The organism is Streptomyces sp. NPDC097129, from assembly GCF_055668065.1.
In genome coordinates, this window is sequence record NZ_JBVOQE010000017.1 from 18758 (window position 1) to 36551 (window position 17794).

The following is a 17794-nucleotide window of genomic DNA, read 5'->3' on the forward strand; positions in this document are numbered from 1 at the left end:
GCCAACGTACAGCCGCCGACGGGCGCACACCCGTCAGGCCACGCTCGGCCGGGCGGCCCGCGCACCCGCCGGGCCGAGGCTCAGCGGGGTGAGCAGCATGCGGCCCGCGAAGCCCACCGCCGCGTCGAGGCGGTCGGCGAAGTCCCCGGCCAGTTCGGGCAGCAGGCGCAGCGCCCACAGGGCACGCGCCGCCGACCACGCGGCGTCCCGGGCCCGCTCCAGGCTCCAGGAGCCGAGCAGATGGGTGAGCGGGTCGGCGATCTGCAGCAGATCGGGGCCCGGCATCAGCTCTTCGCGGATGCGCTCCTCCAGCGACACGAGGACATCACCCACCCGGTCGTACTCGTCCTCCAGCTCGGCCGGAGCGCAGCCGAGGCCACGGCAGGCGTCGATCACCGCGAGCGCCAGGTCGTGGCCGATGTGCGCGTTGATGCCCGCGAGGGCGAACTGCAGCGGCGTCACGCCGGGATGGCGGCGGAACTGCAGCAGGGGGCGCCAGCACGCCGGCGCCCGGCGGCCCTGCCCGTCCGCCTCGACCGCCGTCAGGTACCGCTCGGCGAACAGCGCGTCCAGGGTGATCGCGGCGCGCCGGTCCGCGAAGGCTCCGGCGTCGATGCGCCGGTCCACCTCCTCCGTGACGGCGAGGTAGACGCGGTTGAACACGCCGACGCCGTCCCGGGCGGGCAGGGCCGCGTCCAGGGCGCGCATGCGGCGGACCACCGCGTCGACGGGAGTGGTGAACTGTTCCAGCTGCGCCATGGAGGAAGCGTCCCAGTCCTGGGCTTCCCGGGGCGCCGGCGGGCCCGCTGCTTCCCCAGAACGGGGGAACGGACCCGCCGTGCGGGGCGCCTACGACTCGGCGCGCCGAGAGCCGTCGTCGCCCTCGGTGTCGTAGGAACTGGTGCCCTCGTCCAGCAGCGGTTCCTGCGTCTTGAGGTGGGCGGGGGCGAAGGCGCGCAGGGCGTGGTAGCCGGTGATGACGACGAGGGTGCCGAGCGCGATGCCGCTGAGCGAGAACGTGTCGGTGAACTTCATGGTCACGTTGCCGACGCCGACGATGATGCCGGCGGCGGCCGGCACGAGGTTGAGCGGGTTGCGCAGGTCGACCCCGGCGGTGCTCCAGATCTGGGCGCCGAGCAGGCCGATCATGCCGTACAGGATGACGGTGATGCCGCCGAGCACCCCGCCGGGGACGGCGGCGACGATCGCGCCGAACTTCGGGCACACGCCGAACAGCAGGGCGAAGGCGGCGGCGGCCCAGTACGCGGCCGTGGAGTAGACCCGGGTCGCGGCCATGACGCCGATGTTCTCGGAGTAGGTGGTGTTGGGCGGGCCGCCGACCGCGGTGGACAGCATCGAGCCGATGCCGTCGGCGGAGATGGCGGTGCCGAGCTTGTCGTCGAGCCGGTCGCCGGTCATCTCACCGACCGCCTTGACGTGTCCGGCGTTCTCCGCGATCAGCGCGATGACGACCGGCAGCGCGACCAGGATCGCCGACCACTGGAAGGTGGGGCCGTGCAAGGACGGCAGGCCGACCCAGTCGGCCCGGTGGACGCCGGAGAGGTCCAGGCGCCAGTGGTCGGTGAGCTTGCCGCTCGCGTCCACGGAGTGGATCTTGCCGAAGACCCGGTCGAAGAGCCAGGAGATGCCGTAGCCGAAGATCAGGCCGAGGAAGATCGCGATGCGGGACCAGAAGCCGCGCAGACCGACCACGGCCAGTCCGGTGAACAGCATCACCAGCAGCGCGGTCCACTGGTCCTGCGGCCAGTACGTCGAGGCGGTGACCGGGGCGAGGTTGAAGCCGATCAGCATCACGACCGCGCCGGTCACGATCGGCGGCATCGCCGCGTGGATGATCCGCGCCCCGAACTTCTGCACCGCGAGCCCGACCAGGAACAGCAGCGCGCCGACCACGAACACCGCACCGGTGACGGTGGCGCTGGTGCCGCCCTGGGCGCGGATGACGGCGGCGACGCCCACGAACGACAGGGAGCAGCCGAGGTAGCTGGGCACCCGGCCGCGGGTGGCGAGCAGGAACACGACGGTCGCGATGCCGGACATCATGATCGCCAGGTTCGGGTCGAGCCCCATCAGCACGGGCGCCACGAAGGACGCGCCGAACATCGCCACCACGTGCTGGGCGCCCAGTCCGAGCGTGCGCGGCCAGGAGAGCCGTTCGTCGGGCCGGACCACGGCTCCGGGGGCCGGGGTGCGTCCGTCGCCGTGCAGTTTCCAGCGGACGCCGAGATCCATGGGGGTTTCGCTTTCGTCGTGCGGGTGAGGGCCGCCGACCATTGTCCCCGCTCGAACGGGTACTGAGCGTCCGCTTAGGATGGGGTGGTTGAACCGTCCACCACAGGAGATCCACCCGTGACCGCCGAAGCCCCGATCGCCCCCGCCCTGTCGTACGGCCGGCTGCTCCCCGTCACCGTCCACTTCGACGACCTGGACGCGCTCGGACTGCTGCACAACGCCCGCTACCCGCTGATGGCCGAGCGGGCCTGGGCCCAGCTGTGGCAGGAGCACGGCTTCCGCTTCGAGGGCGACTGGGCCGCCGCCGGGGACGCCTGCAACGCCGTCAAGGAACTGCGCATCACCTACGAGGCCCCGGTCACCCGGCCCGGCGCGTACGCCGTCCACCTCTGGCTGGAGCGGCTGGGCACCACCGGCCTGACCTACGGCTTCCGCTTCTGCTCGGCCGACGGGGTGACGACGTACGCGCACGGCAGCCGGGTGCTGGTCCGCCTCGACGCGGACACGCTGCGCCCGGCGCCGTGGAGCGAGGCGTTCAGGGCCGCGGGCCGGGAACTGCTGCGTCCGACGGACGGCTGACCGTCGGCCGGTTGCGGTCGCCCGCCCGCAGCACACCGGCGAACGCCGCGAGACCACAGGCCAGCAGGGTCACCAGACCGAACGACACCACCAGGCTGGTCGCCTGGGCGAGCCCGCCGATGGCGCCCGGCGCGACCAGCCCCGAGGTGTAGGTGATGGTCGCGACGCCCGCGATCGCCTGGCTCGGGTTCGGACCGCTGCGGCCCGCCGCGGCGAAGCACAGCGGCACGACGACCGCGATGCCGAGCCCCATCAGGGCGAACCCGGCCATCGCCGCGGCCGGCTGGCGGGAGACGACGATGAGCAGCCCGCCGAGCACGGCGAGGAGGCCGCCCGCCCGGACCGTGCGCACCGAGCCGTAGCGGTCGACGACCTTGTCGCCGGCGATCCGGGCCACCGCCATGGTCAGCGTGAATCCCGTCGTGCACGCCGCCGCGAGCCCCGCCGAGGTCTCCAGCCGGTCCCGCAGATAGACCGCCGACCAGTCCAGGCTCGCCCCCTCGGCGAACACCGCGCAGAACCCGACCGCGCCGATCAGCAGCGCGGACTTCGGGGGCAGCGCGAACCGCGGCGGGGGCTCCTCGTCCTCGGCCGGCTGGAGGTCCAGCACCCAGCCGCAGGCCACGACCCCGAGCACGGTCAGCACGGCGGCGGCCAGCGTGTGGTGCAGCCGCGCGTCGGCGCCCAGGTGCGCGGCGAGCGTCCCCGCGGCCGAGCCGACCAGCGCGCCCGCGCTCCACATGCCGTGCAGGCCCGACATGATCGAGCGGCCGAGGCGGTTCTCCACCTCCACGCCGAGCGCGTTCATCGCCACGTCGGCCATGCCCGCGGTCGCGCCGTAACCGAACAGCGCCAGGCACAGGGTGAGCAGGTTCGGGGCGAGGGACGGCAGCGTGAGCGACAGCGTCCACAGCGCCATCAGCCCGCGCAGCGCGTTGCGGGCGCCGAAGGTGTGGCTGATCCGGCCCGCCAGCGGCATCGCCAGGGACGCGCCGAGCGCCGGGAAGGCGAGCGCCAGGCCGAGCTGGCCCGCGCTGACCGAGGCGTGCTCCTGGATCCACGGCACCCGCGTCGCGAACGAGCCGGTCACCGCGCCGTGCACGGCGAACACGGCGGCCACGGCGTAGCGGGCCCGCCGTACGTCGCGCTGGTCGTAGGACACTGCCTTCATTCTCCCGTCCCTCCCGGACATGCGTCGCCCGCTGTGCGGCAGCGGTGTCGCCGCCGCGCCGCAGCAAACTATCAGGAACCCTGCCTGATAGATAGCGGATAAGATGCGCCCATGCCCGCATCACCGCGCACCGCCCGGGCCATCAACGACCGGCTCGCCCTGCGGCTGCTCCAGCAGGAGGGCCCGCTGACGGCGGCCAGGCTGAAAGAGCTGACCGGTCTGTCCCGGCCCTCGGTCGCCGACCTCGTCGAGCGCCTGGCCGCCTCCGGCCTGATCACCGTCGTCGGCGAGGCCGGGGAGCAACGCCGCGGCCCCAACGCCAAGCTGTACGGCATCGTCGCCGGCCGCGCCCACCTCGCCGCGCTCGACGTGCGCACCGAGGGCGTCACCGTCCTCGTCTCCGACCTGGTCGGCCGCGTCCTCGCCGAGGCGTCCGCGCCGATCGGCGGCGAGAGCGGCACCGGACCGGCGGTGGAGCAGGCGGTCGCCCTGGTCGAGCGGACGGCCAAGGAGGCCGGCGCCGACCGGCTGCACACCGTCGGCATCGGCGCGCCCGGTCTCATCGACCCCGCCACCGGCGAACTGCGCGCCTCCGGCGGCCTGCCCGCGTGGCACCGCCGTCTGGTCGCCGCCCTCCAGGAGCGCCTGCCCGACGCCCGCGTCAGCGTCGAGAACGAGACCAACCTCGCCGCCCTGGCCGAGCAGCGCGACGGCGCCGCCGGTGACCGCGACACCTTCGTCCTGCTCTGGCTCGGCCATGGCACCGGCGCCGCCGTGGTCCTCGACGGGGCGCTGCGCCGGGGCGCCTCCGGCGGCACCGGGGAGATCGGCTTCCTGCCGGTGCCCGGCACGGCGGGACTGCCGTCGGCGACGGGCTGCGACGGGGGATTCCACTCGCTGGCGGGGGCGGCGGCGGTCGCCGCCCTCGCGGCGGAGCACGGGCTGAGCGGCACCCCGCGGGAAGGCGAGCCGGTGGGCGCGGCGGTCGTGCGGGCCGCTGTGGCTGCCACCCGGCAGGCTCCCGCGCCCGGGGCCGCCGACCGCTTCCTCGACGCGCTCGCCGCGCGGATCGCCGTCGGCGCCGCCTCCGTGGTGGCCGTCCTCGACCCCGGCTGCCTGGTCCTCGGCGGCGAGCTGGGGCAGGCCGGCGGAGAGGCCCTCGCACGGCGCGTGCAGGAACGGCTGGATGCCATGTCGCCGCTGCCCACACAGGTCCGGTCGAGCACGCTCGGCGGCGGCGCCGTGCTGCGCGGCGCACTCCTGACGGCCCGGGAACGCGCACAGGACGAGCTGTTCGCCGGGCCCCAGGGGTAGCCGTCCGCCAGGCCCAGGGGAGGGAGCCCGTTCGCCCGGCCGCAGGGACAGCTGTTCCGGCCGGGCCGCGGGCACAGTGGGCGGTCGCCCGCCCGGCCGGAGCGGGTCCGCCTCAGCGGGCCGGCAGGTCGCCGAAGCGCTTCGCCAGGTACTCCTCGAACGTGCCCTCGCCCACGGCCTGTTCCGGCGCCAGATGACCGCCGGCCCGGAAGCCCCGGTACGCCGCGCCCCACAGCCGTACCGGAACCAGCCGCCGCCGGCGGCCCGTCGCCCTCAGCCATGCGCGGGCCAGCGACTCCAGGGTGCGCACCTGGGGGCCGCCCATGTCCGCGACCCGGCCCGCGGGCGCGCCGAGGGCCAGCTCGGTCAGCCGGTCGGCGACCTCCGCCACCTCGATCGGCTGGTCGCTCACCGCGGCCGGCAGCGGCATCACCGGGGACGTCGCCAGCGTCTGGAGCACCCGGGCCACCAGGTCGTGGAACTGCGTCGTGCGCAGGATCGTCCAGCCGAGGCCCGACTCCCGCACCAACTGCTCCACCGCGAGCTTGGCGCGGTAGTAGCCGAACGGCACCCGGTCCACGCCGACGATCGAGATGTACACCAGGTGCCCCACTCCGGCCCGCCGCGCCGCAGCGATCAGGTTCCCGGCCGCCCGCTCGTCGCCGCGCGGGCCGCTCGCGCAGTGGACGATCGTGTCCACGCCCCGCACGGCCGCCTCCAGTCCGGGACCGCCCTCGCGCAGATCGGCGGCGTACGGCCGCGTGTGCCGGCTCAGCACCCGCACCTCGTGGCCGCCCGCGCGCAGCCGCTGGACGACGAGCCGGCCGAGGGTGCCGGTGCCTCCGGTCACCAGGATCGTGGTCATGCTGTTCAGCTCCTTCGCGGCATCGGGCACTCCCGTCCGGAGCGCCCCTCACCGGCAAGGACCGGCCGGCCCCCGAGAATGTGACAGACGCCTACGACCGGTCGAGCTGACGGCGTACGAACTCCAGCTTGTCGGGGTTCATCACGGTCCACGCCTGCGTGATCAGGCCGTCGCGGTACTCGAAGGCGACCACCCCGGACAGCGTGCCGTCGGCCCGCAGCAGCACCGCGTCCGCGCCGTTGACCTCCGCGGCCGCGAAGTCCAGGCCGGCGCCGTACTTCTGGGAGATGCCCGCCAGGAAGCGCAGGACCTTCTCCCGGCCCTCGACGGGCCGCAGGGCCGCCCTGACCTTGCCGCCCCCGTCGCTCCACCAGGTCACGTCGTCGGCGAGCAGCTTCTCCAGCCCCGCCAGGTCGCCGTCCCGGGCGGCGGAGAGGAAGGAGGCGACCAACTCGCGCTGCCGGTCGGGCGCCGGCCGGAACCGGCTCTCGGCCGACTCCAGCCGCCGCAGCGCCCGCCGGTGCAGCTGGCGGCAGTTGGCCTCGCCCAGGCCCAGGACGCCCGCGATCTCGCGGTGGCCGTAGCCGAACGCCTCGCGCAGCACGTACACCGCCCGCTCGGTCGGCGTCAGCCGCTCCAGCAGGACGAGCAGGGCCATGGACACCGCTTCGCGCTGCTCGGCGGACTCCTGGGGACCCCACCCGCACCCGTCGGACACGGGGAGAGGGCCGAGCGCGCCGTCCACGGTGGCGACGGGCTCCGGCAGCCAGGCGCCGACGTAACTCTCGCGCCGGGCCCGGGCGGACGTCAGGCGGTTCAGGCAGAGGTTGGTGACGACCTTGGCGAGCCAGGCCCCGAGGTGGGTGATCCCGGCCCGGTCGGCTCCGCTGAAGCGCAGATAGGCGTCCTGGACGGTGTCCTCGGCCTCTTCGGCGGACCCCAGCATGCGGTAGGCCAGGCCGAACAGACGGGGCCGGTGGGGCTCGAACTCCTCGGCGAGCGCGGTCGTCATGGCCTCACCCTGCCAGACGGCCCGCCGCCCCGGCCATGGGAGGACCCGGCGGCGGGCAAGGGCCTTCGTCACCGCCGCCGGGCCCGTCTGCGCGGGCCGCCCGGCAGGCCCCGCTGCCTGGGGGCGGCCCCCTCCCGCCGACGGCAACAGGGCCTGTCTGCCGGGAAGTTGCGCCGACCCTAGGGAGGACTAGACCAATGTGTCAATAGGTACGGACCAAGGGGCGGCCGGAGGCATCCTGTGAGCCACTCCACACACCTCACCCCTATGGACGACTAGCGGCCGTGGCACACTGGCCCTGTACCTAAAGCAGCGCACTCCGGGGTCGGTGAAAGTCCGAACCGGCGGTTACAGTCCGCGACCCGGTCACGTCCAGTGACCGGTTGACCAGGTGAAATTCCTGGACCGACGGTTAAAGTCCGGATGGGAGGCAGTGCGCGGCGGGCGGGCATCCATGCGCGCCGCCGTATTCGCTCGTCCACGCGGACGAGTCTGTCCGGCGTCGCCCCCGGTGTCTTCGCCCGTGATCTCTGTCGTCATCGACAGCCCCGGAGTCCGTGCCCCTATGAGGCAGGAGGACCCGGGAAGTGTTCACCGGAATCGTCGAAGAGCTGGGCGAGGTCACCGCCGTCGAGACCCTCGACGACGCCTGTCGCTTCCGGCTTCGCGGCCCCGTCGTCACCGACGGCGCGAAGCACGGAGACTCCATCGCCGTCAACGGCGTCTGCCTCACCGTCGTCGAGCACGAGGGTGACGAGTTCACCGCCGACGTCATGGCGGAGACCCTGAACCGCTCCAGCCTCGGCGCCCTCACCACCGGCTCCCGGGTCAACCTCGAACGCCCCATGGCCGTCGGCGACCGCCTCGGCGGTCACATCGTGCAGGGCCACGTGGACGGCACCGCCGAGATCCTCGACCGCAAGCCCTCGGAGCACTGGGAGATCGTGAAGATCTCCCTGCCCGCCGGCCTCTCCCGCTACGTCGTCGAGAAGGGCTCCATCACCGTCGACGGCATCAGCCTCACCGTGGTGGACGCCGGGCCCGACCACTTCACCGTGAGCCTCATCCCGACCACCCTCGCCCTGACCACGCTGGGCCTCAAGCAGCCCGGCGACCCGGTCAACCTCGAGGTGGACGTCGTCGCCAAGTACGTCGAGCGGATGCTCGGCGACCGCCTGCCGGGGGCCGGCCGATGAACTGGATGAACTCCGAGGCGTTCACCCTCTTCGGCCAGCACATCATCTGGTCGGACATGGCCGGCAACATCCTCGGCCTGATCACCCTCGCCCTCGGCTGGCGCCGCTACGTGTGGACCTGGCCGGTGCAGTTCCTGTCCGGACTCGTCCTCTTCGGCGCCTTCTACGGCCACCTCACCGGCAGCGCCGGCAAGCAGGTCGTCGTGATGGCCGTCGCCCTGTACGGCTGGTGGCAGTGGCAGCGCGACCGGGACAAGGGCGACGACGGCCGGATCGCCGTCCGCTTCGCCACCTGGCGCGAACGCGGCGCGATGCTCGCCGTGGCCGCCGCGGGCACCCTCGCCGTCGCCCTGCTCTTCACGGCCTACCCCCGGCTCTCCTGGGACCCGTGGCCCGACGCCTACATCTTCGTCGGCACGATCGTCGCCATGTACGCCCAGGCCAAGGGCATGGTCGAGTTCTGGTTCGCCTGGCTGCTCGTCGACCTCGTCGGCGTCCCCCTGAACTTCGCCAACGGCTACGCCTTCTCCGGATTCGTCTACGTCATCTACGGCGCGCTCGTCCTGTGGGGCATGCGCGACTGGTGGCTGCGCTCCCGCCGGAACGCGCAGCCCGCCCTGGAAGGAGCGCCGGCATGAGCACCGCACCGATCCTGTACTCCACCGACGGCATCGAGGACTTCTCCCTCGACCCCATCGAGCAGGCCATCGCCGACATCGCCGCGGGCCGCCCGGTCGTGGTCGTGGACGACGAGGACCGCGAGAACGAGGGCGACCTCGTCATCGCCGCCGAGAAGGCGACCGAGGAGATCGTCGCCTTCATGATGAGCGAGTGCCGCGGCCTGATCTGCGCCCCCATGGAGGGCGACGAACTGGACCGGCTCGAACTGCCGCAGATGGTCCAGGACAACACCGAGTCCATGAAGACCGCCTTCACGGTCTCCGTCGACGCCTCCGGCGCCCACGGCGTCACCACCGGCATCTCGGCCTCCGACCGCGCCACCACGCTGCAACTGCTGGCGAGCGGCACCGCCGAGCCCACCGACCTGGTGCGCCCCGGCCATGTCTTCCCGCTGCGCGCCCGCTCCGGCGGTGTGCTGGTCCGCAACGGCCACACCGAGGCCGCCGTCGACCTCGCCCGCCTCGCGGGCCTGCGCCCGGCCGGCGCCATCGTCGAGATCGCCGGCGAGGACGGCCGCATGCTGCGCCTGCCCGAGCTGATCCCCTTCGCCCGCAAGCACGGCCTGACGATCATCTCCATCGAGGACCTGATCGCCTACCGCCGCTCCAGCGAGCCCACCGTCCGCCGCGAGGCCGAGGTCCACCTGCCGACCGCGCACGGCGCCTTCACCGCCTACGGCTACCGCTCCACCGTCGACGGCGTCGAGCACGTCGCCCTCGTCCACGGAGAGATCGGCGACGGGCAGGACGTCCTGGTCCGCGTTCACTCCGAATGCCTGACCGGCGACGTCTTCGGCTCCCAGCGCTGTGACTGCGGCCCCCAGCTCGACGCCTCCCTGGAGCGCATCCACACCGAGGGGCAGGGCGTCGTCGTCTACCTGCGCGGACACGAGGGCCGCGGCATCGGCCTGATGTCCAAGCTGCGCGCCTACGAACTGCAGGAACGCGGCCGCGACACCCTCGACGCCAACCTGGAGCTCGGGCTGCCCGCCGACGCCCGCGACTACGCCGCCGGCGCGCAGATCCTGAGCGACCTGGGCGTGCGCAGCGTCCGCCTGATGACCAACAACCCCGACAAGACCGACGCACTGCGGCGGCACGGCATCGAGGTCACCGGCCGGGTGCCGATGGCCGTGACGGCCGGCGAGCACAATCTGCGCTATCTGCGCACCAAGCGGGACCGGATGGGGCACGACCTGCCCTGGCTGGACACGGCCCCCGCCACCACCTGCGGCAACCAGTAAGAAACGGCACTGAGGAGACACGTGAGCGGCAAGGGCGCACCGGAGCTGTCCGTACGCAATGTGGGTGACCTGCGGGTCGCCGTCATCGCGGCGCAGTGGCACGAGAAGGTGATGGACGGCCTCGTGGACGGCGCCCTGCGCGCCCTGCACGAGATGGGCATCGACGAGCCGACCCTGCTCCGGGTCCCCGGCAGCTGGGAGCTGCCGGTGGCGGCCAAGGTCATGGCCGAGCGCGGCTACGACGCGGTCGTCGCCCTCGGCGTCGTCATCCGCGGCGGCACCCCGCACTTCGAGTACGTCTGCCAGGGCGTCACCCAGGGCCTGACCCAGGTGTCGGTCGCCACCGGCGTCCCCGTCGGATTCGGCGTGCTCACCTGCGACAACGACGAGCAGGCCCTGGACCGGGCCGGCCTGGAGGGCTCCAGCGAGGACAAGGGGCACGAGGCGGTGACGGCGGCGGTCGCCACCGCGTCCACGCTCCGCTCAGTATCCGAACCGTGGCACTAGGCCGTCCGGCACACCGCGTAGAGTGGGCGGCACCATGTCCAAGAAGACGTTCGAGGAGCTGTTCACCGAGCTCCAGCACAAGGCCGCCCAGGGCGATCCCGCCACCTCCCGCACCGCCGAGCTGGTGAGCAAGGGCGTCCATGCCATCGGCAAGAAGGTCGTCGAAGAGGCCGCCGAGGTCTGGATGGCCGCCGAGTACGAGGGCAAGGAGGCGGCGGCCGAGGAGATCTCCCAGCTGCTGTACCACCTCCAGGTGATGATGGTCGCCCGGGGGATCTCCCTCGACGACGTCTACGCGCACCTGTAGGACGCGGCACCCGCACGCCGCACGCCCTGACCTGCCGTACCCCCAACCCCTTCACACCAAAGGAAGCCGACCTCATGCTGCGCATCGCCGTCCCCAACAAGGGTTCACTGTCCGGCCCTGCGGCGGAGATGCTGCATGAGGCCGGCTACCAGCAGCGCCGCGAGTCGAAAGAGCTGCGCATCGTCGACCCGGGCAACGACGTCGAGTTCTTCTACCTCCGGCCCCGCGACATCGCGATCTACGTCTCCTCCGGCATGCTCGACATCGGCATCACCGGCCGTGACCTGCTGATCGACTCCGGCGCCGACGCCGAGGAGATCCTGCCGCTGGGCTTCGCCCGCTCCACGTTCCGCTTCGCCGCCAAGCCCGGCGCGGTCGCGAGCCTCGCGGACCTCAAGGGCAAGACCGTCGCCACCTCCTACGAGGGCATCGTCTCCCAGCACCTCGCCGACCAGGGCGTCGACGCCTCCGTCGTGCACCTCGACGGCGCCGTCGAGACCGCCATCGAGCTGGGCGTCGCCGAGGCCATCGCCGATGTCGTGGAGACCGGCACCTCGCTGCGCAACGCCGGCCTCGAGGTGTTCGGCGAGCCGATCATGAAGTCCGAGGCGGTGGTCATCCGCCGCACCGGCGCCGGCACCGACGACCCCAAGGTCCAGCAGTTCCTGCGCCGCCTCCAGGGCGTCCTGGTGGCCCGGACCTACGTGATGATGGACTACGACATCCGCGCCGAGCACCTCGAGGAGGCCGTCGCGGTCACCCCCGGCCTGGAGGGCCCGACCGTCTCGCCGCTGCACAACGAGGGCTGGGTCGCCGTCCGCGCCATGGTGCCGACCAAGGAGGCCCAGCGGATCATGGACGACCTGTACGCCATCGGAGCGCGGGCCATCCTGACCACGGCCATCCACGCCTGCCGGCTCTGAGCGGCGGCCGTACGTCGCCTCTGTGGGATCTTCCTGACATGTCCGATCTGCCTTCGCTTCCCGTCACCTTCCGGCCGGCCCGCACCCGGGTCGTCCTGCTCACCGCCGGTGCCGTGATCTTCGTCGTGATCTCCACGGTCGCTCTGCTGCTGGAGCAGCTCAGCCCGGGGGAGAAGCTCAGCTTCGTCGTCACCGGGGCGCTGCTCTTCGGCGTCCTGCTCTGGCTGTCGCGGCCCAAGGTCGTCGCCGACGAGTCCGGCGTCACCGTGGTCAACTTCGCCAGCACCCGCCGGCTGGAGTGGGCGGAGATCCTCAAGGTGAATCTGCGCACCGGCGACCCCTGGGTGTTCCTCAACCTCAGCGACGGCACCAGCCTGCCCGCCCTCGGCATCCAGCCCGGCATCAACAAGCAGCGCGCCCTCGCCGACGCGAACACCCTGCGGGCGCTGGTCGAGGCCCAGTCCATCACCGACCCCGACGCCTCCGGCGAGCGGCCCTGAGCCGGCCCGGGGACATCGTTCGGGGGAGATCACGGGCCAACTCGGGGTCGTCCACCCTGCCGTAGTGCCCGGCATCTTGATTAATCTGGGGGCGGAGGCGTTTTTCGCTGCGCCCCGCCCCTGCACGCCGCCCGGCGTCGGGGGCCCCTGCTAACCGAGGAGTGACCCTCTCCGGCGATGGACGGATCGTCCTGTAGTACCTGCGCCGCCCCCTGCCGACATTCCGTGGCACCGCGCCACGGACACTCGGAGGCGGTGGCATCATGACCACCCCCCTGCTGCTCCTGGCAGCCGCGTTTCTGCTGATCCTCGCCAACGGATTCTTCGTGGCCGCCGAGTTCGGCCTGGTCACCGTGGAGCGTCCGGAGGCCGAGAAGGCCGCCGCCGAGGGCGACCAGCGCGCCCGCACGGTCGTCGCCTCCCTGCGGGAACTGTCCTTCCAGCTCTCCGGCACCCAGCTCGGCATCACCATCACCTCCCTGGTCGTGGGCATGCTCGCCGAGCCGGCGCTGGCCCGGCTGCTGCACGGCCCCTTCACCGCGATCGGCATCCCCGCGGGCGCCGTCTCCGGGATCGCCGTGGTCGTCGGCATGCTGCTCGCCTCCGCCGTGCAGATGGTGATCGGCGAGCTCGTGCCCAAGAACTGGGCCGTCTCGCGCCCGCTGCAGGTCGCACGGTTCGTCGCCGGCCCGCAGCATGTGTTCTCCCGCCTGTTCCGGCCGGTGATCGCCGCCCTGAACACCGTCGCGAACCGGCTCGTACGGGCGCTGGGCGTCGAGCCCGCACAGGAACTGGCCTCCGCCCGCACCCCGGGCGAGCTGGTCTCCCTGGCCCGGCACTCCGCGCAGGCGGGTGCGCTGGAACAGGACACCGCCGACCTGTTCGTCCGGACACTGTCCCTGGGCGAGCTGACCGCGCAGCACGTGATGACGCCGCGGGTGAAGGTGAGCGCGCTGCAGGCGTCGGCGACCGCGGAGGACGTCGTGAACCTGACCCGGGCGACCGGGCTGTCGCGGTTCCCCGTCTACCGCGAGAAGATCGACGAAATCGTCGGCATGGCGCATCTGAAGGACGCGCTGGCCGTGCCGGTGCACGACCGGCTGCGCACGCCGGTGGGCCGGATCGCGCGGCCCGCGCTGCTGGTGCCGGAGACCCTGCCGGTGCGGCCGCTGCTGACCCGGCTGCGCAGCGAGCAGCCGATCGCCGTCGTCGTCGACGAGTACGGCGGTACGGCCGGGGTGGTCACCCTGGAGGACATCGTCGAGGAACTCGTCGGCGAGGTGCGCGACGAGCACGACGGGCACGACCTGCCGGAGCTGGCGCCCGCGCCGCCGGAGGACGGGCGGCCCGCCTGGGACGTCGACGGCAGCTGCCGCGTCGATCTGCTGCAGCGGGTCGGCTTCGAGGCGCCCGAGGGGCCGTACGAGACCGTCGCCGGGCTGGTCGCCGACCTGCTCGGGCGGATTCCGGCGCCGGGCGACAAGGCCGAGCTGCCCGGGTGGCGGCTGTCCGTGCGGCAGGTGGGGCACTACCGGGCCGAGCGGGTTCGGCTGGTGCGGACGTCGCCGGCCGTGAATGTGATGGAGGCCGCGCTATGAGCGTTCTCCAACTGGCGTTCGCCGCGCTGCTCGTGCTGACCAACGGGTTCTTCGTCGGCGCCGAGTTCGCGCTGGTCTCCGTGCGCCGCAGCCAGATCGAGCCGCTCGGGACCGCCCGGGCGCGGCAGGTGCTGTACGGGCTGGAGCACCTGCCGCAGATGATGGCGGCGGCGCAGTTCGGGATCACGGTGTGCTCGCTGACGCTGGGCGCCGTGGCCGAGCCGACGGTCGCGCATCTGCTGGAGCCGGTGTTCGCGTGGGTGCGGATGCCGGAGGGGGTGATCCATCCGCTGGGCTATGTGATCGCGCTGGCGGCGGTGGTCTTCTTCCATCTGGTGATCGGGGAGATGGTCCCGAAGAACCTCGCGATGGCCGCGCCGGAGAAGGCCGCGCTGTGGCTGAGTCCGGGGCTGGTGGCGTTCGCACGGCTGTGCAAGCCGATCACCGTGGCGCTCGGGGCCTGTGCGAAGGGCATCCTGCGGTTGTTCCGGGTGGAGCCCAAGGACGAGGTCGAGGCCGTGTTCACCAGTGAGCAGCTCAACCGGCTGGTGGAGGACTCCGGGCAGGCCGGACTGCTCGATCCGGAGGAACAGGAGCGGCTGGAGGACGCGCTGGAGCTGGGGTCCCGGCCGGTGACCGATGTGCTGCTGAGGCGGGAGTCGCTGGTGACGGTGCCGCCGTCGGTGACGCCGGGGCAGATCGTGGAGCTGACGGCCCGGACGGGGTACTCGCGGTTCCCGGTCGCGGCGGAGCGGGGGTCGGCGTTCATGGGGTACGTGCATGTCAAGGACGTGCTCGATCTCGAGGACTCCGATCGGGCGGTGCCGCAGCAGGTGTGGCGGCCGATGACGACGCTGCGGGCGGAGCTGCCGCTGGACGACGCGCTGACGGTGATGCGGCGGGCGGCCACGCATCTGGCGCAGGTCGCGGATGGCGCGGGGCGTGTGCTGGGGGTGGTGGCGCTGGAGGATGTGCTGGAGCTGTTGGTGGGGGAGGTGCGGGATCCGGCGCATCGGGCTGCGGCGGCGGAGCAGGTTTTGGCTTCGTAGGGGGGTGCCTGCGGCGCTGGGTCGTGGTTCGGGTGCGGGTGCGTTGTAGCTGGTCGCGCCCACGCGGCGGAGCCGCATATCGACACAGCCCCGCGCCCCTTTGATGCCTGCGGCGGCCCGTTGCGGTTGCGTCGTGGCGTGCGTCGCCTACGGCCGGTTTCTGAGTCGGGGCCGGGGTGGGGGGTGTCCGTCCTCGGTCCGGCCGCCCGTTTCCGACGACGGCGCCGTTGCCCGGTGCCGGCCGCTGCGGGCGGACACCCCCCACCCCGGCCCCTTTCCGCCGTACGCGGGTGCGGGCCGCCATCGGCTGAGCAGCGGGGCGCCGCGCGGAGGTAGCCACCTACCCGCGCCGCCGCGGGGCCAGCTCCCTTGCCAGGGAACGCCGGGCGTCGGGAATCTGGAAACGCCGGGCGTGCAACCCGTCTCGGTGGTGACTATCGGGCCGACGGGTCCTGGGGGCCTCGGCCCGAGAGGACCTCGCCGTATGCCTGCATCAGGTCCGCGAGGCGTAGCGTGGCGAGGTCGTCGCGGGAGAGGGGGCCCGCGTAGGCCGACAGCCGCAGATCCCGGTACGCGCAGCTCTTTTCGTAGAGGGTGCGCAGAAAGCGGCCGTTGCCGAGTTCGTCGATCCAGCCCTGGTCGACCACGTGCCCGGCGATCGAGCGCAGCTCGTCGAGGGCCTCCTCGTCCCACAGGTCACCGTTCTCCGCGGCGAGGACCTTGCCGATCTCGGTGAGTTCCAGCGGGCGGTAGGAGGGGAAGTCCACGCGGGTGGTGAAGCGGGAGGACAGGCCGGGGTTGGCCGTGAGCAGGCGGTCCATGCCCTCCGGATAGCCCGCGAGGATGACGACGAGATGGTCGCGGTTGTCCTCCGCCCGCTTCAGCAGGACCTGGAGCGCCTCGTCGCCGTACGCGTCGCCCTTGCCGTAGCCGGAGTTCGAGAGGGAGTAGGCCTCGTCCACGAAGAGGACGCCGCCGAGGGCCGAGTCGATGAGTTCGTTGGCCTTTACGGCGGTCTGGCCGAGGTATTCGCCGACCAGGTCCGCCCGCTGCGCCTCCACCAGGTGGTCGCCGCCGAGCAGGCCCAGGGCGTAGAAGACGCGGCCGAGGATGCGGGCGACGGTGGTCTTGCCGGTGCCGGAGGGGCCGGAGAAGACGAAGTGCCGCTTGGGCGGCTGGACCGGCAGGCCCTGGCCGGCGCGCAGCCGTGCCATGTTCAACTGTGCCGACAGCGCCTTGACTTGGCGTTTCACGGGCTCCAGGCCCACCATGCGCTCCAGCTCGGCGAGCGCCTCCTCGAGTAAGGCGGGGTCGGTCGGGCCGGCCGGCAGAGGGGAGGTCAGGGTCGTCTTCTCGCGCACCACCGGGGTAACCGCCGACGGCACCGGGGGCAGGTCGAGGTCGGTCAGTCTCAGGTCGCGTCCCTCGGTGCCGAAGAGCGGGTCCAGGCCGTCGGGGCCGTCCGTGCCGTCCTGGCCGGTGCCGGTGAGGGTGACCGCCGCGAGGTCGGACGGGTCGGTGGTGACGTCGTAGCCGTCGCCCTCGGCGATCGCCGCGAGCCGGGCCGAGGTGTCCATGAAGGCCGGGTCGACGCGGTGCACCGCCCGGTACAGGGGGAGCGCGGCGGCGGAGCGGCCGGTGCCCTCGTGGGCGCGGGCCAGCCAGTAGCGCAGCTCCTTGCGCTGCGGCTGTTCGCTGCGACAGCGCATCAGGGCGGTGGACAGCAGCGGCTCGGCCTGGCCGTACATCTCCAGGCGGACTCTGGCCATGCCGCCGAACAGTCCGGCCTCGATGCCGAGGAGCGGGTCGTCCAGCAGGGGGTCGGTGTGCCGGACCAGCTCTTCCCAGTCCTTGACCAGATAGGCGCGGCAGGCGTGCAGGAAGCGGACCTGCGGGTCGGTGTCGACGGGCGGCAGTCCGGCCAGGGCCCGGTCGAGCTCCGGCACGTGCCGGCCGTCCAGCCAGTGCGAGGCGTGCGCGAGGAGGAGGTCGCGGGGGGACTCCAGCACCGGCTGCACCCACCAGCCCAGCCAGTACCAGGAGTTGAGGGTGCGGCGGTGCCGGGTCCGCTGCTCGCCGAAGCGGTCCCGGTGGCGGTGCATGCGCAGCAGCGCGGTGGTGGTGTCCACGCGCAGCGCGTGCAGGCCCAGCCAGCCGTCGGCCATGCCGGGATCGATCCGCACCGCGGTGCGGAACTCCTCCTCCGCCTGCGGGTAGGCGCCCATCGTGTAGGCGTCCACGCCCCGCAGCCAGGCGAGGTCGGCCGGGGCCTCGGGGCCCCGCGTGCCGAAGTCCATCACGTCCCCCACAAACCGTGCCCCCGCCGATGCCTTGGTTCGAACCGCTGTGCCGCGGACCGGAGTTGCAGGTGCGCGAAGCAAGGTCGCACCGAAGGCATCGTACCCATGGGTCGGTGGTGGGCCGAAGGGTGCGGTACCGGCCGTTTGGCGAGGTGGGGGCAGAGGGGGCGCACGCGGGGCGATCACCGAGCGTGAGTGTTCGGCGCCTCACAGCGGCCGCGCGGGGCGGTGAGGGCAGAACGAAGCCCCCGGTCACGGGGGAACAACCGAGGGCTTCGCGTGAAAGGGCGGCTTCT

The 17794-nt window shown here is 72.7% G+C and carries 17 protein-coding genes and 1 riboswitch; of the genes, 11 read left to right on the plus strand and 6 right to left on the minus strand.

Going from position 1 to position 17794, the window contains the following annotated elements:
• Positions 1-33: 33 nt before the first annotated feature.
• Together AC0B9F_RS34295 and AC0B9F_RS34300 are read right to left on the minus strand one after the other, a co-directional pair.
• Positions 34-759: a DUF5995 family protein gene (locus AC0B9F_RS34295; RefSeq protein ID WP_472009202.1), complete on the minus strand. Its 726-nt coding sequence runs from the start codon at positions 757-759 to the stop codon at positions 34-36.
• Positions 760-849: 90 nt separating this feature from the next.
• Positions 850-2253, minus strand: a complete 1404-nt coding sequence (locus AC0B9F_RS34300) for a uracil-xanthine permease family protein (protein WP_472009204.1) — start codon at positions 2251-2253, stop codon at positions 850-852.
• 117 nt (positions 2254-2370) lie between these two features.
• Here AC0B9F_RS34300 and AC0B9F_RS34305 point away from each other — a divergent pair, with 117 nt between their 5' ends.
• Positions 2371-2832 (plus strand): acyl-CoA thioesterase, encoded by a 462-nt coding sequence (locus tag AC0B9F_RS34305; protein ID WP_472009206.1) that lies wholly within the window; start codon positions 2371-2373, stop codon positions 2830-2832.
• On the opposite strand, the gene AC0B9F_RS34310 is transcribed toward AC0B9F_RS34305, so the two are convergent.
• Positions 2789-4003, minus strand: a complete 1215-nt coding sequence (locus tag AC0B9F_RS34310) for an MFS transporter (RefSeq protein WP_472009208.1) — start codon at positions 4001-4003, stop codon at positions 2789-2791. The two genes, AC0B9F_RS34305 and AC0B9F_RS34310, sit on opposite strands and share 44 nt — an antisense overlap.
• Before the next feature lie 111 nt (positions 4004-4114).
• Between AC0B9F_RS34310 and AC0B9F_RS34315 the strand changes: the two genes are divergently transcribed.
• Positions 4115-5317 (plus strand): ROK family transcriptional regulator, encoded by a 1203-nt coding sequence (locus AC0B9F_RS34315; protein WP_472009210.1) that lies wholly within the window; start codon positions 4115-4117, stop codon positions 5315-5317.
• A 112-nt stretch (positions 5318-5429) separates the two neighbouring features.
• Here AC0B9F_RS34315 and AC0B9F_RS34320 read toward each other — a convergent pair whose 3' ends face one another.
• Together AC0B9F_RS34320 and AC0B9F_RS34325 are read right to left on the minus strand one after the other, a co-directional pair.
• Entirely contained in the window at positions 5430-6182 is a 753-nt protein-coding gene (locus AC0B9F_RS34320; protein WP_472009213.1) for an SDR family oxidoreductase, read from the minus strand.
• Between the two features lie 91 nt (positions 6183-6273).
• On the minus strand, positions 6274-7194 hold the full coding sequence (locus AC0B9F_RS34325) for an RNA polymerase sigma-70 factor (protein ID WP_472009215.1): 921 nt from the start codon (positions 7192-7194) through the stop codon (positions 6274-6276).
• 310 nt (positions 7195-7504) lie between these two features.
• Positions 7505-7635, plus strand: a riboswitch (FMN riboswitch).
• 146 nt (positions 7636-7781) lie between these two features.
• On the opposite strand from AC0B9F_RS34325, the gene AC0B9F_RS34330 reads away from it, so the two are divergent.
• From AC0B9F_RS34330 to AC0B9F_RS34370, 9 genes are all read left to right on the plus strand, one after another.
• The gene (locus AC0B9F_RS34330; RefSeq protein WP_472009217.1) at positions 7782-8390 is read left to right on the plus strand and encodes a riboflavin synthase; all 609 of its coding nucleotides are present in this window, start codon (positions 7782-7784) and stop codon (positions 8388-8390) included.
• Positions 8387-9028 carry a nicotinamide mononucleotide transporter family protein gene (locus AC0B9F_RS34335; protein ID WP_472009219.1) on the plus strand — a complete coding sequence of 214 codons (642 nt, stop codon included), beginning with the start codon at positions 8387-8389 and terminating at the stop codon, positions 9026-9028. The genes AC0B9F_RS34330 and AC0B9F_RS34335 overlap by 4 nt, the downstream gene beginning before the upstream one ends.
• A complete protein-coding gene (locus AC0B9F_RS34340; RefSeq protein ID WP_472009221.1) occupies positions 9025-10314 on the plus strand; it encodes a bifunctional 3,4-dihydroxy-2-butanone-4-phosphate synthase/GTP cyclohydrolase II in 1290 nt (429 codons plus the stop codon). The genes AC0B9F_RS34335 and AC0B9F_RS34340 overlap by 4 nt, the downstream gene beginning before the upstream one ends.
• A 21-nt stretch (positions 10315-10335) precedes the next feature.
• Positions 10336-10821: a 6,7-dimethyl-8-ribityllumazine synthase gene (ribH, locus tag AC0B9F_RS34345; protein ID WP_472009223.1), complete on the plus strand. Its 486-nt coding sequence runs from the start codon at positions 10336-10338 to the stop codon at positions 10819-10821.
• Positions 10822-10855: 34 nt separating this feature from the next.
• Positions 10856-11128 carry a phosphoribosyl-ATP diphosphatase gene (locus tag AC0B9F_RS34350; protein WP_361634963.1) on the plus strand — a complete coding sequence of 91 codons (273 nt, stop codon included), beginning with the start codon at positions 10856-10858 and terminating at the stop codon, positions 11126-11128.
• A 74-nt stretch (positions 11129-11202) separates the two neighbouring features.
• On the plus strand, positions 11203-12051 hold the full coding sequence (gene hisG / locus AC0B9F_RS34355; protein ID WP_472009224.1) for an ATP phosphoribosyltransferase: 849 nt from the start codon (positions 11203-11205) through the stop codon (positions 12049-12051).
• Positions 12052-12089: 38 nt separating this feature from the next.
• Positions 12090-12551, plus strand: a complete 462-nt coding sequence (locus tag AC0B9F_RS34360; protein ID WP_472009226.1) for a PH domain-containing protein — start codon at positions 12090-12092, stop codon at positions 12549-12551.
• A 263-nt stretch (positions 12552-12814) separates the two neighbouring features.
• Complete coding sequence (locus AC0B9F_RS34365) at positions 12815-14149, plus strand: hemolysin family protein (RefSeq protein WP_472009228.1); 1335 nt, start codon at positions 12815-12817, stop codon at positions 14147-14149.
• The gene (locus AC0B9F_RS34370) at positions 14146-15198 is read left to right on the plus strand and encodes a hemolysin family protein (protein WP_472009230.1); all 1053 of its coding nucleotides are present in this window, start codon (positions 14146-14148) and stop codon (positions 15196-15198) included. The genes AC0B9F_RS34365 and AC0B9F_RS34370 overlap by 4 nt, the downstream gene beginning before the upstream one ends.
• Before the next feature lie 434 nt (positions 15199-15632).
• Here AC0B9F_RS34370 and AC0B9F_RS34375 read toward each other — a convergent pair whose 3' ends face one another.
• Positions 15633-17495, minus strand: coding sequence for an AAA family ATPase (locus AC0B9F_RS34375; RefSeq protein WP_472009232.1), 1863 nt, complete (start codon positions 17493-17495; stop codon positions 15633-15635).
• Positions 17496-17794: the final 299 nt, after the last annotated feature.

What these genes read in the sequence shown, in the direction of transcription:
- AC0B9F_RS34365 (WP_472009228.1), top strand. Translation starts at nt 12,815, where the DNA reads ATGACCACCCCCCTGCTGCTCCTGGCAGCCGCGTTTCTGCTGATCCTC.
- AC0B9F_RS34295 (WP_472009202.1), bottom strand. Translation starts at nt 759, where the DNA reads ATGGCGCAGCTGGAACAGTTCACCACTCCCGTCGACGCGGTGGTCCGC.
- AC0B9F_RS34310 (WP_472009208.1), bottom strand. Translation starts at nt 4,003, where the DNA reads ATGAAGGCAGTGTCCTACGACCAGCGCGACGTACGGCGGGCCCGCTAC.
- AC0B9F_RS34325 (WP_472009215.1), bottom strand. Translation starts at nt 7,194, where the DNA reads ATGACGACCGCGCTCGCCGAGGAGTTCGAGCCCCACCGGCCCCGTCTG.
- AC0B9F_RS34300 (WP_472009204.1), bottom strand. Translation starts at nt 2,253, where the DNA reads ATGGATCTCGGCGTCCGCTGGAAACTGCACGGCGACGGACGCACCCCG.
- AC0B9F_RS34335 (WP_472009219.1), top strand. Translation starts at nt 8,387, where the DNA reads ATGAACTGGATGAACTCCGAGGCGTTCACCCTCTTCGGCCAGCACATC.
- AC0B9F_RS34315 (WP_472009210.1), top strand. Translation starts at nt 4,115, where the DNA reads ATGCCCGCATCACCGCGCACCGCCCGGGCCATCAACGACCGGCTCGCC.
- AC0B9F_RS34340 (WP_472009221.1), top strand. Translation starts at nt 9,025, where the DNA reads ATGAGCACCGCACCGATCCTGTACTCCACCGACGGCATCGAGGACTTC.
- AC0B9F_RS34370 (WP_472009230.1), top strand. Translation starts at nt 14,146, where the DNA reads ATGAGCGTTCTCCAACTGGCGTTCGCCGCGCTGCTCGTGCTGACCAAC.
- AC0B9F_RS34320 (WP_472009213.1), bottom strand. Translation starts at nt 6,182, where the DNA reads ATGACCACGATCCTGGTGACCGGAGGCACCGGCACCCTCGGCCGGCTC.
- AC0B9F_RS34360 (WP_472009226.1), top strand. Translation starts at nt 12,090, where the DNA reads ATGTCCGATCTGCCTTCGCTTCCCGTCACCTTCCGGCCGGCCCGCACC.
- hisG (WP_472009224.1), top strand. Translation starts at nt 11,203, where the DNA reads ATGCTGCGCATCGCCGTCCCCAACAAGGGTTCACTGTCCGGCCCTGCG.
- AC0B9F_RS34375 (WP_472009232.1), bottom strand. Translation starts at nt 17,495, where the DNA reads ATGGACTTCGGCACGCGGGGCCCCGAGGCCCCGGCCGACCTCGCCTGG.
- AC0B9F_RS34350 (WP_361634963.1), top strand. Translation starts at nt 10,856, where the DNA reads ATGTCCAAGAAGACGTTCGAGGAGCTGTTCACCGAGCTCCAGCACAAG.